Source organism: Streptomyces sp. NPDC020747, assembly GCF_044334695.1.
Classification (GTDB): Bacteria; Actinomycetota; Actinomycetes; order Streptomycetales; family Streptomycetaceae; genus Streptomyces.
Genome location: NZ_JBIRTJ010000027.1, coordinates 18,490 through 33,547 on the forward strand (window position 1 = coordinate 18,490; position 15,058 = coordinate 33,547).

General features: G+C 67.9%; 13 protein-coding genes. 10 read left to right on the plus strand and 3 right to left on the minus strand.

Annotated elements, in window-relative coordinates; translation table 11 throughout:
• Positions 1-79: 79 nt before the first annotated feature.
• Both ACH4YP_RS44820 and ACH4YP_RS44825 read right to left on the minus strand, forming a co-directional pair.
• Positions 80-616, minus strand: coding sequence for a 2,4'-dihydroxyacetophenone dioxygenase family protein (locus ACH4YP_RS44820; protein WP_398497139.1), 537 nt, complete (start codon positions 614-616; stop codon positions 80-82).
• A gap of 114 nt (positions 617-730) precedes the next feature.
• Entirely contained in the window at positions 731-1,813 is a 1,083-nt protein-coding gene (locus ACH4YP_RS44825) for a zinc-binding dehydrogenase (protein WP_398497140.1), read from the minus strand.
• A 199-nt stretch (positions 1,814-2,012) separates the two neighbouring features.
• On the opposite strand from ACH4YP_RS44825, the gene ACH4YP_RS44830 reads away from it, so the two are divergent.
• From ACH4YP_RS44830 to ACH4YP_RS44860, 7 genes are all read left to right on the plus strand, one after another.
• The gene (locus ACH4YP_RS44830) at positions 2,013-3,089 is read left to right on the plus strand and encodes an AraC family transcriptional regulator (RefSeq protein WP_398497142.1); all 1,077 of its coding nucleotides are present in this window, start codon (positions 2,013-2,015) and stop codon (positions 3,087-3,089) included.
• A 104-nt stretch (positions 3,090-3,193) separates the two neighbouring features.
• Positions 3,194-3,688 carry a winged helix-turn-helix transcriptional regulator gene (locus ACH4YP_RS44835; protein ID WP_398497144.1) on the plus strand — a complete coding sequence of 165 codons (495 nt, stop codon included), beginning with the start codon at positions 3,194-3,196 and terminating at the stop codon, positions 3,686-3,688.
• Positions 3,689-4,385: 697 nt separating this feature from the next.
• On the plus strand, positions 4,386-5,114 hold the full coding sequence (locus ACH4YP_RS44840; protein ID WP_398497146.1) for an alpha/beta fold hydrolase: 729 nt from the start codon (positions 4,386-4,388) through the stop codon (positions 5,112-5,114).
• A gap of 105 nt (positions 5,115-5,219) precedes the next feature.
• Positions 5,220-6,167 carry a 3-hydroxyacyl-CoA dehydrogenase gene (locus ACH4YP_RS44845; protein WP_398497148.1) on the plus strand — a complete coding sequence of 316 codons (948 nt, stop codon included), beginning with the start codon at positions 5,220-5,222 and terminating at the stop codon, positions 6,165-6,167.
• Between the two features lie 46 nt (positions 6,168-6,213).
• Positions 6,214-7,734, plus strand: a complete 1,521-nt coding sequence (locus ACH4YP_RS44850) for a flavin-containing monooxygenase (RefSeq protein WP_398497149.1) — start codon at positions 6,214-6,216, stop codon at positions 7,732-7,734.
• Entirely contained in the window at positions 7,731-8,618 is an 888-nt protein-coding gene (locus ACH4YP_RS44855) for an alpha/beta fold hydrolase (protein ID WP_398497151.1), read from the plus strand. Before ACH4YP_RS44850 ends, ACH4YP_RS44855 begins: the two co-directional genes overlap by 4 nt.
• Before the next feature lie 45 nt (positions 8,619-8,663).
• Positions 8,664-10,277 (plus strand): 4-coumarate--CoA ligase family protein, encoded by a 1,614-nt coding sequence (locus tag ACH4YP_RS44860; protein ID WP_398497153.1) that lies wholly within the window; start codon positions 8,664-8,666, stop codon positions 10,275-10,277.
• Positions 10,278-10,445: 168 nt separating this feature from the next.
• On the opposite strand, the gene ACH4YP_RS44865 is transcribed toward ACH4YP_RS44860, so the two are convergent.
• A complete protein-coding gene (locus ACH4YP_RS44865; protein ID WP_398497154.1) occupies positions 10,446-11,342 on the minus strand; it encodes a TIGR03620 family F420-dependent LLM class oxidoreductase in 897 nt (298 codons plus the stop codon).
• Between the two features lie 89 nt (positions 11,343-11,431).
• On the opposite strand from ACH4YP_RS44865, the gene ACH4YP_RS44870 reads away from it, so the two are divergent.
• The 3 genes from ACH4YP_RS44870 to ACH4YP_RS44880 all read left to right on the plus strand — a co-directional run bounded on the left by ACH4YP_RS44870 (position 11,432) and on the right by ACH4YP_RS44880 (position 14,928).
• Positions 11,432-12,013: a TetR/AcrR family transcriptional regulator gene (locus ACH4YP_RS44870; protein WP_398497156.1), complete on the plus strand. Its 582-nt coding sequence runs from the start codon at positions 11,432-11,434 to the stop codon at positions 12,011-12,013.
• Between the two features lie 130 nt (positions 12,014-12,143).
• On the plus strand, positions 12,144-13,160 hold the full coding sequence (locus ACH4YP_RS44875) for an NADP-dependent oxidoreductase (RefSeq protein ID WP_398497158.1): 1,017 nt from the start codon (positions 12,144-12,146) through the stop codon (positions 13,158-13,160).
• Positions 13,161-13,761: 601 nt separating this feature from the next.
• Entirely contained in the window at positions 13,762-14,928 is a 1,167-nt protein-coding gene (locus ACH4YP_RS44880) for an epoxide hydrolase family protein (RefSeq protein ID WP_398497159.1), read from the plus strand.
• Positions 14,929-15,058: the final 130 nt, after the last annotated feature.

A 15,058-nucleotide genomic window follows, 5' to 3' on the forward strand; every position in this document is an offset into this window, starting at 1 on the left:
CGTCGTGCCGCCCCGAACAAGGGCGGTGCGGGCATCGGTTCGCCGCTTCGGCCCCAATGCCCGCACCGCCGGTCCTTGGTTACGCGTCGCTGAACTTCGCCGTGCCACCGGTCAGGTACTTGACGGCACCGAAGCCCTGCGCCTGCGCGCACTGCTCGGTCAGCTTCTGGACGGTGACAGCGTCGAGGACCGAGTGGAACTGGCCCTCCTCGGTGAAGCTGACGTTGGCTCCGTAGATGATGAACAGCACGACCGTGGGCTCGGTGGTCGTCTCCGGCACGGCGAAGGTGTGGACCGAGGAGGCCGGCTCGTACAGGTACGACCCCGCGGTCTGGGGCTGGTCCGGGTACTCCTTGTAGATCCACTCCCCCTTCAGGGTGTAACCGTGCACCGGGCCGGTGTGGAGGTGGATGGGCAGTTCCACACCGGGAGCGAAGGTGCCGATGATCGCCCAGACCCCGATCTCGGGGTCGAGGAAGAGCGGCTGGAAGTCGATCCCGGGGCCCAGGGAGTCCTTCAGGACGGGGATGTCGTTCACGTTGACCGTGAGCAGTTCGGTCTGCGGGAGCGAGTTGACAGGGACCTTGTTGGCAGTCTGTTCGGCGGTGGTGGTCATGGCGGGTGCCTGCTTTCTCATGGTTGCCGCGGCCCACCGACGCGGGTCTCTACTGTCCCTGCGTGGGTCCTGACGCCGGCGGGCGACGGAAGGGCGGCTCGGATGCGGATCAGCTCACGGAACGACGATGATCTTGGCGTCCTTCTCGGGGTCGGCCAGCCTCGCGAAGGCCTCGGGCACGTCGTCGAGCGTGACGCGACTGGTGATGAACGCCTCGACCTGCAGCTCCCCGGAGGCGATGTGTCCCAGCGCCTGGGCGAACTCCTCGGGCGTGTAGGAGATACAGAAGGCCAGGTCGATCTCCTTCATGATCGCAAAGCTCGGGTAGAAGGAGTCCTGCACCATGCACAGGCCCGCGACGACGACCTTCGAGCAGGCCGCGGCTCCGGCCAGGATCTGCTGGATGATGCCGGGGACACCGACGCACTCGAAGATGACGGACGGACGGAACCCCGCCCCGGGGAACATCGGGGTCTGACGGCCCCACTGCGTCGCATCGGACGAGGCGGCGACCTCCTGCCACGACTCGTAGGGCGACGTCTCGCGCGGGTCGACCACGACGTCGGCGCCGAGGGCAGTGGCCATCGCCCTGCGCGACGGAGAGAAGTCCGACGCCACGATCGGGCCGATTCCCCGCATCTTCAGCACCGCGATCACCGCGAGCCCGATCGGGCCGCAGCCGATCACGAGTGGCACGTCGTCGGGCCCCAGGCCGCCGCGGTTGACGGCATGCAGGGCGACCGCGAGCGGTTCGGCAAGGGTGGCGATGTCGTCGGGCACGTGGTCGGGCACCGGAACGAGAAGGTCCTCGGACAGGAGCATGTACTCGGCGTACGCACCCGGGGTACTGGGCCCCCCGAAGCCGATGGTCACGGGTTCCGGCCGGAGCAGGAAAGGCACCGAGACGACGCGGCTGCCGGGGGCGAGCGTCTCGCGGCAGCCGGGACCGTACTCCACGATCTCGGCGCAGAACTCGTGGCCGAGGACGACCGGCTCGTCCAACTTGAAGAGCTCGACTCCGGCCGCCTCCTTTGCACTGTCCAGCAGCTGGGCGCCATGGGTGACACAGTGCAGGTCACTGCCGCAGATTCCCGCCGCGAGAACCTTGACGAGGGCCTCGCCGGGGCCGGGCTGCGGGAGCGGCGCCTCGGCCACCTCAAGACCACTGTTGATCATGACGACTGCTTTCATCGACATGAAATGCTCCTCGCACCGGTGTCGCAGCGACCGCTGGCGACGAGGGTTTGTGCTGCATGAACGCTGTTTCGCATAACTCTGTCTGCTTCCTCGAAGACGGAGATCGTCACGCTGGCGAGGTGACGCCGATTTGGATGCTGGCACCGACAGAGGCACTGAAACTTGTCCTGACGCGACTATTAGTTGACACTTGACGACTGTGACCAGTCTGATCCGTGGTCTCGCGCTCCTCGACGTCGCCGAGCTGGTGGCCGATCTCGGCGGTGACCCCGACGCGCTCATGCGCTCCCACGGCATCGACCCCGCGGCGGCCGGCGACTACGACACGTTCCTCCCCTACCCGTCCGTGGCCGCTGTGATCGGAGACGCGGCCGAGGAGCTTCACTGCCCCGATTTCGGGATGCGGCTGGCCCGCAGGCAGGGCATCCGGATGCTGGGTCCCGTCGCGGTCATCATCCGCAACGCGGAAACCGTGGAGGCGGCGATCGAGGGAGTCTCGCGGTGCCTGCACCACCTCGCGCCCCCCGACTCCACCGCGCTGATCCGGGAACCGCAGGCGGCGGTTTTCACGTACTCGACCAACCTGCGACGACTCGCTCATCACGACCAGATGATCGAGAAGGGCCTCGGCATCGCGATGGACGCATTCCGGTTGATGCTCGGGGAGAACTTCGTTCCGCTCCGGGTCACGGTGCAGCACCGCCGCATCGCACCCATGCAGAACTATCGCGAGATGTTCGGGTGTCACGTCGAGTTCGAGCGGGAGGTCAACTCGGTGCACCTGCCCCTTCACTCGTTGAACCAGCCGATCCGCGGTCGGGACGCCGCGGCGCTGGCCCTGGCCGAGAACTACCTCATCGGCATACGGCCCGACCTGGCAGTCGCCGATCACGTACGAGACATGACCCGGCGGCTCCTGGTCGTCAACCACGCCGGCCTTGTCGCGGTCGCAAGGGCGATGTCCCTGCACCCGCGGGTGCTCCAGCGCAGGCTCGCCGAGTCGGACACCTCCTTCGAGGAGATCCTCGACGACGTGCGGCGCGACATGGCATGGGATCTCTCCGCCACCGGCATGCAGATCTCCCAGATCGCGACCATGCTCGGCTACTCCGAGACCAGCAGCTACACACGAGCCTGCCGACGGTGGTACGGAGAATCGCCCAGACAGCTACGCGCGCGACGACGGGGCGCGCCGGAGTCCGCGTCGACCCGGCCGTCTCCAGCACGCGGCGCGGCATGGCCAACGCCGCCCACAAGTCCATCGCCGCCATCCTGATCATCAACGGCGGCGGCCTGGAAGCCTCCCCGTCACCCAGCTGCCAGGACACAGGCCGACGTACGGACCGACTCACAGCGATGACTCATCCGTAGACTTCCATCATGGAACGGAAGAGCTTTCAGGGCATGAACTGCCCGGTCGCGCTGGCGCTGGAGCAGGTCGGTGAGTGGTGGAGCATCCTCATCCTGCGCGACGCGACACACGGCATCACCCGGTTCGACGGGTTCCAGAAGAGCCTGGGCATCTCGCCGAACTCGCTGACCCGCCGACTCGGCGCACTCGTTGAGGCCGGCCTCCTCGAGCGCCGCCGCTACAGCGAACGCCCTCCGCGCGACGAGTACGTGCTCACCGAGGCCGGACACGCTTTCCAACCGGTACTCATCGCCCTCTACGCCTTCGGCAGCAACCACTTCCCCCCGGCGGCGCCGAACGTCCGCCTGGTGGACAAGGAGTCCGGCACCGACATCGATCCGCTGTTCATCGACCGTGCGACCGGCCGTCCCATCGACGAGGAGCACGCCATGTTCCTGCCGGGGCCGTCCGCGGACGACCGACTCCGAGCCGTACTCGAGCGGAGGAACGAGCACGCCTCCTGAACCCGCGGTGATCACCCTCACAACAACCAGTCACTTGCATGATGGTAGTGACTCTCCTACTGTGTGCCCTCAAGCCCGCAAGCGAGGATGAGCACGTGGGCCGTCGGCTCGGGTCAGATGGCCGAGCACCGCTCCACCGGCCACCGCCAAGGCGGGGCCAGTCACACAACGAGGTGTGCCATGAGCGCTTCAGCAAGCGGCCGAGCCGCCGATCAGCACCACGCAACGATCACGTCGAGCCGCCGAAGTGATCCGTTAAGGCTCGACCGGGGTGAACAACCCACCATCACGCAGCAGTTCTTTCCGGCAGACACCGGCAGGGCCGTCACCACGGATGCCGGATTCAGTGCCCCGCAGTGACCCGCAGTGACCCGCAGTGACCCGCACGGTGCCAGCCGTACTACCGGCGCACCGTACCTCTGGGCGATCAACCACTCGACACCGGACGGCCGTTGAGCACCTCCGTCGAGAACAGCGTCTCGCTGTCGCCGTCCCTCACTCAGACCTGACGGACGAACACCGCCCGCGTCGGCGACCACCCGGATCGCCAGTCGCGGAGTTGCCCGCGCTCTCGTGACCTTGCAGGTCGGCCCCGTGAACAGTCCTGCCCTGCAGCGGATCCCGTTGGCCTTGCCTTCCCCGGCGCCAAGTCCGAACCACAGCCTCCTGGGCATCATCAGTCGACTGGAGAGATCCATTGCCTGCCGTATTCGTTCATGGCGTTCCAGACACCCACCACGTATGGGACGACGTCCTTGACCACCTGACGCGGACCGATGTCATCGCACTCGCCCTGCCTGGCTTCGCAAGCCCCGTGCCGAAAGGCTTCACCGCCACCAAGGACGAGTACGCCGACTGGATCATCGCCCGCCTGGAGGAAATCGGCAGCCCGGTCGACCTCGTTGGCCATGACTGGGGCTGCGTCCTCACCTCCCGAGTCGCCTCGCTGCGTCCCGACCTGGTGAGGACCTGGGCCGGCGGCGACGCTTCGATCTCCGGTACGGACGAGTGGCACTCCATCGCGAAGATCTGGCAGACCCCCGAGGTCGGAGAGCAGTGGATGGCCGAGTTCGGCGCCTCGCAGTTGAGCGAGCTGCTGCAGGCCAACGGCGTGCCCGCCCGGCGTGCCGAGGAGAACGCGGGCCGTCTGGACGCCGTGATGAAGGACAGCATCCTTCGCCTCTACCGCTCGGCGGTCGATGTGTGGTCGGAGTGGGAGCCCGCTCTGGCCGACATCACCAGCCCCTCCCTCGTGTTCTGGGGCACCGACGACCAGTTCGAGCCGGTGGAGCGCGCCGACGCCGTCGCGAAGAGCGTCAGGGCGACAAGCCTTGTCAAGCTGGACAGCGGTCACTGGACGCCGCTCCAGCAGCCGCGGGAAGTCGCCGCCGCACTGACACGGCACTGGGAAAGCGTCCAGGCCTAGCCATCGCCTACGGAGCGAGTGTGCCGGCGCGGTCGACTCGATCGGCGTGAACCGTGCCGGCGCTCGCCTCTTCCGAACTCCTACCGACAAGTGGAAGAGAGAGCCATGTCCCGACTCGACCAAGTAACCGTTCTGGGCTCGGGTGTGCTGGGCGGACAGATCGCCTGGCACAGCGCGTTCAAGGGCAAGACCGTCACCGTGTACGACATCGCGCCGGACGCCATCGAACGCTGCCGGGCCGCGCACGACCAGTACGCCGCCATCTACCTGTCGGACGTCGGCGCCGATGACGCGGACATAGCCGCCACCCGTGAGCGCCTGACGTACAGCACCGACCTGACCACCGCCGTCTCACAGGCGGACCTGGTGATCGAGGCGGTGCCGGAGATCCCGGAGGTCAAGACAGCCGTGTACAAGGAGATGGCCGGACTCCTGCCTCCGGACGCCCTCGTCGCGACGAACTCCTCGACACTCCTCCCCAGGGACTTCGCCTCGGACACCGGACGTCCGGAGAAGTTCTGCGCTCTCCACTTCTCCAACCTGATCTGGGCGATGAACTTCGCCGAGCTCATGGCCCACCCGGGGACGTCGGCAGGGACTCTCACCGAGGTGACGGAGTTCGCCATCGAGATCGGCATGCTGCCGATCCCCGTGCGCAAGGAACAGAACGGGTACGTCGTCAACACGTGGCTGGTTCCCTTCCTCAACGCCGCGCAGACCCTCGTGACCAACGGAGTCGCCACCCCCGAGGACGTGGACCGCACGTTCCTGTACACCGGCGCCAGATTCGGGCCGCTGGGCATGATGGACATGGTCGGCATGAAGACCGTGTACGACGTCCTCTCCCACTGGGGAAGGGAGAGCGGCGATGCGCAGATGAGCGCCAACGCCGACTACGTCAAGCAGAACTTCCTCGACCACGGACTGCTGGGAATCCAGACCGGCAAGGGCTACTACGACTACCCCGACCCGGCCTACCAGCGTCCCGGTTTCCTCGACGTCCCGGACATCTCCGTCGTCCCTGACCTCGTGTCCTTGATCTCACCCCAGTGACCACGCCCTTCTCCCGGCTTACACCCACCAGACGAAGGAAACCGACATGAGCGCAGCCACTGAGGTGACACGGAGACTCGAGCACGTCGACGTGCTGATTGTCGGAGCCGGCATCTCCGGCATCGACCTGGGTCACCACCTGAAGACGAAGCAGCCGGACAAGACCTTCGCGATCGTCGACGGACGTGACGCGATCGGCGGGACCTGGGACCTGTTCCGTTACCCGGGCATCCGGTCCGACGCCGACATGCAGCAATTCGGCTTCGAGTTCAAGCCGTGGACCAGGGCCAACGCGATCGCCGACGCCCACGAGATCCTCGACTACCTGCGCGAGGCGATCACCGACGACGACCTCGACCGGCACCTGCACCTCGGCCACAAGGTCCTCAGCGCGGACTTCTCGTCCGACGAGGCCCGCTGGACCGTCACGTTGGAGCGCACCAGCGACGGCGAGCGGTTCGACGTCACCTGCGGCGTGCTGTTCTCCGCCGCCGGCTACTACGACTACGCCGGCGGCTTCACCCCCCACTTCGAGGGGCGCGAGGACTTCCGCGGCCCGATCGTCCATCCGCAGCAGTGGCCGGAGGATCTCGACTACACCGGCAAGAAGGTCGTCGTCATCGGCAGCGGCGCCACCGCCGTGTCGCTTCTGCCGTCGCTGGCCGAGAAGGCGGGCCACGTCACGATGCTGCAGCGCTCACCGTCGTACGTGCTGCCGGTGCCGCGCCAGGACCCGATCGCCAACACCCTGCGCCGACTGCTGCCGGAGATGCTCGCGTGGCGGGTCACCCGACGGTTCAACATCAAGCGCCAGAGCCTGATCCTGGCCGCCAGCCGACGCTACCCGAAGCAGATGCGCCGTCTGATCCGCAAGCTCAACACCAACGCGCTTCCCGAGGGCTACGCGGTCGACACCCACTTCAACCCCCGCTATAACCCGTGGGACCAGCGACTGTGCGTGGTCCCCGACTCCGACCTGTTCAAGACCATCTCCAGCGGTGCGGCATCCGTGGTCACCGACCGCATCGTGCGGTTCACCGAACACGGGATCCTGCTCGAGTCGGGTAGCGAGCTCGACGCCGACGTCATCGTCACGGCCACCGGGCTGAACATGCTGCCCTTCGGAGGGATCGCACTGCACGTCGACGGGCAGGCCGTCAATCTCCACGACCACTTCATCTACAAGTCCACGATGGTCAGCGGCGTGCCCAACTTCGCGTTCGCGCTCGGCTACACCACCAACGCGTGGACGCTCAAGGTCGACCTGGTCTCCAACCACCTGTGCCGACTCCTCGCCCACATGGACCGCCACGGCTACGCCACCGTCACCCCGGTCGCCGACGACCGGACGCTCATCGGAAAGCCGTTCCTCGACATGGACACGGCATACATCAACCGAGCCATGCATCTGTTCCCGCAGCAGGGCTCCCACGGCCCGTGGACGGTGAGCCAGGACTACGCCCTCGACCGTGCCCGGCTGGCCAACGCCCCGGTCGAGGACTCCGCGCTGAAGTTCACCGCCGCTGTGGTGGACACGAAGGCGGCGGCCAAGGAAGCGGCGGCATGAGCACCACCGCTTTCGTCTCGGTCGGCGGCCGACGCACCCGCGTCCGCATCGCGGGTGACCCGGCCGACCCGCCCGTGCTGCTGTTGCACGGCATCGGCCGCAGTCTCGAGGACTGGGCTCCGCAGTACCCACGCCTTGTCCAGGGACATCGGTTGATCACCCTCGACCTTCCGGGCTTCGGGTTCTCCGCCCGCTCCCCCGAACCCACCACGCTGAAGGTGCTGGCACGCGGAGTGATCGACACGCTCGACGTCCTCGGTGAGCAGCGACCGCTGCACGTGGTCGGCAACTCTCTCGGCGGCGCGGTCGCACAGCAGTTGCTCGTTCTCGATCCGGCCCGGGTGGCCGCCCTGGTGCTGGTCAACAGCGCCGGCTTCGGGGCCGAGGTCGCGCTCCCGATGCGGCTGCTGGCCGTCCCCGTCCTCGGCCGTCTTGCCACCCGACGCCCCACCCGCGCCGGCACCCGGATGTCCGAACGTCTGCCCTTCGCCGACCCGGCACTGGCCACCGGAGCACGTGTCGACCACGCCCTGGCCATCGCCCGACAGCCCGACGCGAACGCCGTGCTGCTGGAGACCGTCCGGGAACTCGCCACCGTGCGCGGTGTCAAGCCCGGCTGGCGGGCCGAACTGACCGCCGCCGTCGTGCAGCATCCCCGCCCCACACTGATCATCTGGGGCGACCGCGACCGAGTTCTGCCCGCCCGTCATCTCGACTCCGCCCGCCGACTGCTCCCGCATGCCGAGACCCATCTCCTCACCGGGATAGGCCATATGCCGCAGATCGAGTGCCCCGACGAGTTCGCCACCCGCGTCCTGGCGTTCCTCACCGCTACGGAACGCCTCACAGGCGCCCTCCCTCGGGACACCGCGACCACCCCCTGATCACCCCGACCACCGACACCTGTTCATGAGCAATGGAGACCAGCCATGGGTTTCGCCAGCCCGTTCCCTGCCGTCCACATCCCCGAAGTAAGCGTGTTCGACCTGCTTTTCACAGACATCGACCAGACGGATCTGGACCGGATCGCGCTCATCGATACGGCCGGTGGCGCCCGGACCACCTACCGTGAGCTGATCGAGCAGGTGAACGCGATGGCGGGCGCGCTGGCCGCTCGCGCGATCGATGTCGGGGACGTGGTGGGCCTCCTGGCCCCCAACTCGTCCCTGTTCGCCGTGGCCTTCCACGGCATTCTGCGGGCCGGCGCCACCGCGACCACCATCAACGCGTTGTTCACCGCCCCCGACATCGCCAAACAGCTCACCGACGCGAAAGCGACGACGCTGATCACCGTCAGCGCGTTGCTGCCGCAGGCACAGGAGGCGGCACGGAAGGTCGGGATCGCGCCGGAGCGGCTGATCGTCCTGGACGGCGAGGGTGAGGCCGCCACCGGACACCCGAACGCTGACGACCTGCTGGCTTCGGGCGCCCCTGCACCTCAGGTCGACTTCGATCCCGCCACGCACCTGGCCGTCCTGCCCTACAGCTCCGGAACCACCGGCAACCCCAAGGGCGTCATGCTCACGCACCGGAACCTGGTGGCCAACATGGCGCAGATCCGGCAGCTGCTCGCGATGAATTCCGACGACAGGATTCTCGCGGTGCTGCCGTTCTTCCACATCTACGGCATGACGGTGCTGCTCAACGCCGCGTTGCAGGCGCGGGCGGCGCTCGTGGTCATGCCCCGGTTCGATCTGACCGCATTCCTGGACACCATCCAGGAACACCGGGTCACCCATGGATTCATCGCGCCTCCGGTCGCGGTGGCGCTGGCGAAACATCCTCTGGTCGACCAGTACGACATGTCGGCACTGCGCATCGTCCTGTCCGGCGCCGCACCGTTGGACGCCGAACTCGGCGCCGCCGTGGCCGATCGGCTGGACGTTCGAGTGCTCCAAGGCTTCGGCATGAGTGAACTGAGCCCGGTCAGCCACATCATGCCCGCGGACGGGGGCCAGGAACGCTTCGGTGAGGTCGCGCCGCTGAACTCCTGCGGATGGGCCGTCCCCAACACGATCAACATGATCGTCGATCCCGCCACCGGTAAGGAGGTCACCTATCCCACGGAGGGGCTGAGCGAGCCGGGCGAGTTGTGGGTCAAGGGACCGAACGTGATGACCGGCTACCTCGGCAACGAGGAGGCGACCGCCTCCACGATCGACTCCGACGAGTTCCTGCACACCGGCGACCTCGCCAGGGTCGACCACGTCGGCCGGGTGTTCATCGTCGACCGGCTCAAGGAACTGATCAAGTACAAGGGCTACCAGGTACCGCCCGCCGAACTGGAGGCCCTGCTGCTGACCCACCCGGCCGTCGAAGACGCCGCGGTCATCGGCGTCACGGATGACGACGGTGAGGAGATCCCCAAGGCGTTCGTCGTCCGCCGGCCCGGCACCGACCTCACCGCGGACGAGGTCATCAAGTTCGTCGCGGGCCAGGTCGCCCCGTACAAGAAGGTCCGGCGGGTCGAGTTCATCGACGCCATCCCCAAGTCCGCGTCGGGCAAGATCCTTCGCAAGGACCTCCGTTCCCCGACCGGGTGACACACGGTCGGGGACGGGTGCGGGGCTCACTGCGCGGCTGTGCGGTGGGCCGCTCCGAAGCGTCGTCCGCCCGAGCGCGGCGATAGGCCGGGAAGTGCCTTGCCCGTGCTCGCCCGGTCACCGGCGCCGCGATTTGTCACAGGAGCGGCGCCCTGCTCAAACCGCAGATCAGGCGTTGCCGCGCCGGGGCAGAAGCGCCTCGCCGAGCATGCGCCAGTACGGCATGGCGGATGCGCCCGGCTCGATCCCGATCACCTGCACCGCGACATGATCGGCGCCGGCCGCGACATGGGCCTGGAGCTTCTCGGCGATGGTGTCCAGGTCGCCCCAGAACACGAGATCGTCGACGATGCGGTCGCTGCCACCGGCGATCTCCTCCTCCGAGTAGCCCAGCCGACGGAACTTCGCGATGTTGTAAGGGGAGTTCAGGTAGATGTGCAGGTGTTCGCGCGCGATCGCACGGGCCTTGTCAGGATCGGACTCGAACAGCACCGCGTGCTCGACGCCCAGGAACGCGTCGGGACCGAGGATCTCGCGCGCCTGCACGGTATGCGCAACATTGACGTGATAGGTCTGTGCGCCAGCCGTGCGCTCGCCGGCCAGTTCAAGCATTTTGGGCCCGTACGCGGCCATGATGCGGCGCATCGGAGCCTTCGGCAGGGGGTTGGGCGACTGGGTCCGCAGCGCGTCCATCTCGTCGAGGTAGGCAGTCATGGCCGCCAGGGGCTTGGTCCCCGGGCCGCCTCCGCCGCCGAAACCCAGACCGAGCACGTGCCGGTCGGGGTAGGCGTCGGCCAGCAGGAGACCGGCGCCGTACGCCCACTGAGCTCCGCGTGACCAGATCTGTGCGATGCCGTTGACGATGCGCAGCCGCTCGGTGGAGGAGAGCAAAAACCCGGCGTGCGTGAACGCGTCGCGCCCGAGGAGCTCGGGAATCCACAACGCCCCCCAGCCCTGCTCCTCGAGTTCCCGGACCGACTCCCGGATCTGCGCTGCCGGCTGGACCTCGAAGTCGAAGGTGTAGATCCCGAACGTCCCGAGATCCAGTCCATCAATGCTGCCCATCGAACATCTCCTCGTGTACGTGGTCGAACACAATGCATAGCTCTGCCGACCGCTTGGCATAGACAGACCTGTCTGTTAGCTTACTTCTCATGGACACCGCACCCAAGCGGCTCCCGGCCCGGGACCGCATTCTCGACACCGCCAGCACGCTGTTCTACGCCCACGGCATCCAGGCCGTGGGGGTGGACCGGCTGATCGCCGAGTCGGGAGTCGCCAAGGCCACCCTGTACAAGCATTTCCCCAGCAGGGACGACGTGGTCATCGCCTACCTGCGGCGGATGGACGACAACTGGCGGCGCCACCTGCGCTCAGCGGCACTCGCGGGCGGAGAGACCCCGCGCGAACAGCTCTTCGGCGTGTTCGTCACGCTGGAAAAGACTGCGCGAGAGGGCCGCCTGGGCTGTGCGTTCATCAACGCGGTGGCCGAGTACCTGCCCGGCAGCGCCGTACACGCCGTCGCAGCAGAGCACAAACACGCCGTACGAGCCTGGGTACGCGACCTGGCCACCTCGGCCGGGGCCCGGGATCCCGCCACGCTCGCCTTCCAGTTGACGCTGCTCATCGACGGCACCCTGGCGGCAACGCGCGTCGAACACGCCGGCGCCGCCGCCGGGGCCGCAAAGCAAGCAGCACGCGACCTACTGGACGCGGCCTGCCCGGTACCCGGCTGACCCGTCGGAACCTGGCCGATCAGCGGATGCCTGAATCGCTTTCGCGAGGACAGGCCCAATGCGTCAACAAGACAGACCTTTCTGTCTGCCACAAAGAAACACCAACCTCCCACGAAGGGACTTGATCCACATGTCCGAGCACACCCTGCCCACCACCGCACGCGCCTGGCACCTGGACTCCCGCCCGAAGGGCTGGCCGGAGGCGTCGGAGTTCTCGCTGCGCGAGGTCGACATCCCCGCGCTCGGCCCGGGGCAGCTCCTGGTCGCCAACGAGTACCTCTCGGTCGACCCCTACATGCGCGGCCGGATGAGCGACAAGAAATCCTACATCGAGCCCTACGACGTGGACGCGCCGCTGGACGGTCCCGCGGTCGGCCGTGTCCTGGCCTCCAACGCCGAGGGCTTCGCGCCCGGCGACCACGTGGTGCACTTCCTGGGCTGGCGTGACTACACGGTCCTCGACGCAGCGACCGCCCAGAAGGTGGACCCGAATCTCGCGCCGCTCAGCGCCTACCTGGGCGTGCTCGGCGTCACCGGCCTCACCGCGTACATCGGCCTTGAGCGGTTCGCGAAGATCGAGGAGGGCGACACCGTCTTCGTCTCCGGCGCAGCGGGCGCCGTCGGCAGCATCGCCGGCCAGATCGCCAAGCTGAAGGGCGCCGGACGGGTCATCGGCAGCGCGGGCTCGGACGAGAAGGTCAAACTGCTGGTCGAGGAGTACGGCTACGACGCGGCGTTCAACTACAAGAACGGGCCGGTCGCCGAGCAACTGGCCCAGGCCGCGCCGGACGGCATCGATGTCTTCTTCGACAACGTCGGCGGCGAGCACCTCGAGGCGGCGATCGGCGCCCTCAAGCTGCACGCACGGATCGTGCTGTGCGGGATGGTCTCCCAGTACAACGACGAGAAGGTCGTCGGCCCGCGCAACCTGTGGAACCTGTCCGTGACCCGTTCGGACATCCTGTCCTTCATGGTGAGCGAAGAGCTGGACCTCCAGCCGGGCTTCGTCCGCGAGGTCGGCGGCTGGCTCGCCACGGGCAAGCTCCACTACCGCGAAACGGTGCGGGAGGGTCTCGACGACACCCTGGACGCGTTCTTCGCCATGATGCAGGGTGAGAACGTCGGAAAGATGATCGTCAAGCTCTAAACCTGCCGCCCAGACAAGTGGCCGAGGGGCCCACCGAGCACACGGCGGGCCCCTCCACGGCCACGAACTCCCGCTCGGGTCGGCACATCGTTCCGAAGTCCCGCTCGTCGTCCACCCGCGTCGCTTCCGCCCCGACGAGTCCCGTCTGTCCCCCGCCTCGCCGGCCGCGCCTCGCCCTCGGCAGCGCGGATCGCGGCGGGCGTGCATGCCGCCTCCCACCGGGCACGGACCGGGCGCCAGCCGCGGGCATCGCGTCCGCGAGGTCGGCCGCGCTGTCGGCGTCACGACGCCGACGGCCGCCTTCTCTCTCCCCCCAGGGCCGCCACGGGTCCGCTGCTCTGGTCGTGAACGGGCTCATCCCCGCGCTCTGGGCCGGTGCCGGCGCAGCGGCCGCGGCGGCGGGGCCGCCGTTCCTGATGCCCCGCCGGCCCAAGGCCAACGGCCCGCCTCGGGTGCTGCTCCGGCTTCCCGGTCCGCGGTCCCTCATTTACTCCCTGAGTGACCTACTAGCGGCCCGGCCCGGTTCTCGTACCGGCGCGACGCCCAGACGCGCGCGAATCACCTCCCACCCGCACTTCCCAGCACAGGAAGCAGTGAGGACATGACAGGCAGAACCGACAGCGACAACGCCATCCGCCCGTTCCACATCGACGTAGCGCAGGCCGACCTGGACGACCTCCGCGAACGTCTCAGCCGCGTCCGGCTGCCCGACGCGATCCCCGGCACGGGATGGGAGATGGGCGTCCCGGTCGAGTATCTGACCGAGCTGGCCGAGTACTGGCGCACCACCTACGACTGGCGCGTCTGGGAGCGGCGGCTGAACGAACTGCCGCAGTTCACCACCACGATCGACGGCCAGCACATCCACTTCCTGCACGTCCGCTCCCCCGAGGCCGACGCGACCCCGTTGGTCCTCACCCACGGCTGGCCCGGCTCGTTCCTCGAGTTCCTGGACGTCATCGGCCCGCTCTCCGACCCGCGCGCGCACGGTGGCGACCCCACCGATGCCTTCCACCTGGTCATCCCGTCCATCCCCGGCTTCGGGTTCTCCAACCCGGTCACCGAACTCGGCTGGGGCCCCACCCGGGTGGCCGGTGCCTGGGCACAGCTGATGGCGCGCCTCGGCTACGACCGCTACGGCGCCCAGGGCGGCGACTGGGGCTCGATCGTCTCCAGGACAGTCGGCCTCGTCGATGCCGACCATGTCATCGGCGTGCACGTCAACTTCATGGAAACCGCGTCCTTCGGCACGCCCGAAGAGGTGGGCGGCCTCGGGCCGGACGACAAGGCCCGAGTCGAGCGCAACATGCAAGCCCAGACCGACGGCGGCGGCTACTTCACCCTTCAGGCGACCCGGCCGCAGACCATCGGGTTCGCGCTGGCCGACTCTCCGGCCGGGCAGCTCGCCTGGATCGCCGAGAAGTTCCATGAATGGACCGACAACCCCAAGGGCCTGCCCGGGGGCGCGGTCGACCGCGACCGGGTGCTCACCGACGTCACGCTGTACTGGCTGACCAACAGCGCCGCCTCATCGGCCCGCTTCTACTACGAGGTCACCCACTCCACGGCCTCCCCTGAGCGGTCACCCACCCCGCTGGGCGTCGCTGTCTTCCCGCACGACGTCGGACCCATCCGCTCCTTCGCGGAACGAGCCGCCCACGTCGTGCACTGGACCGAGTTCGACCGCGGTGGCCACTTCGCCGCGATGGAACAGCCCGAACTCCTCGTCGGCGACATCCGCGCCTTCTTCCGCGAACTGCCCCGCTGACTCGACTCGACGACGCCGCCCGCCCGCTGGCCCGCCGGAGGTCCGGATCGACCACAACGCGTGGGCCCGTGACGCGGGCCCACGCCGGTGCAGGTGGTGCTGGTCCGCTTGCGATCAACTGCTCTCGACA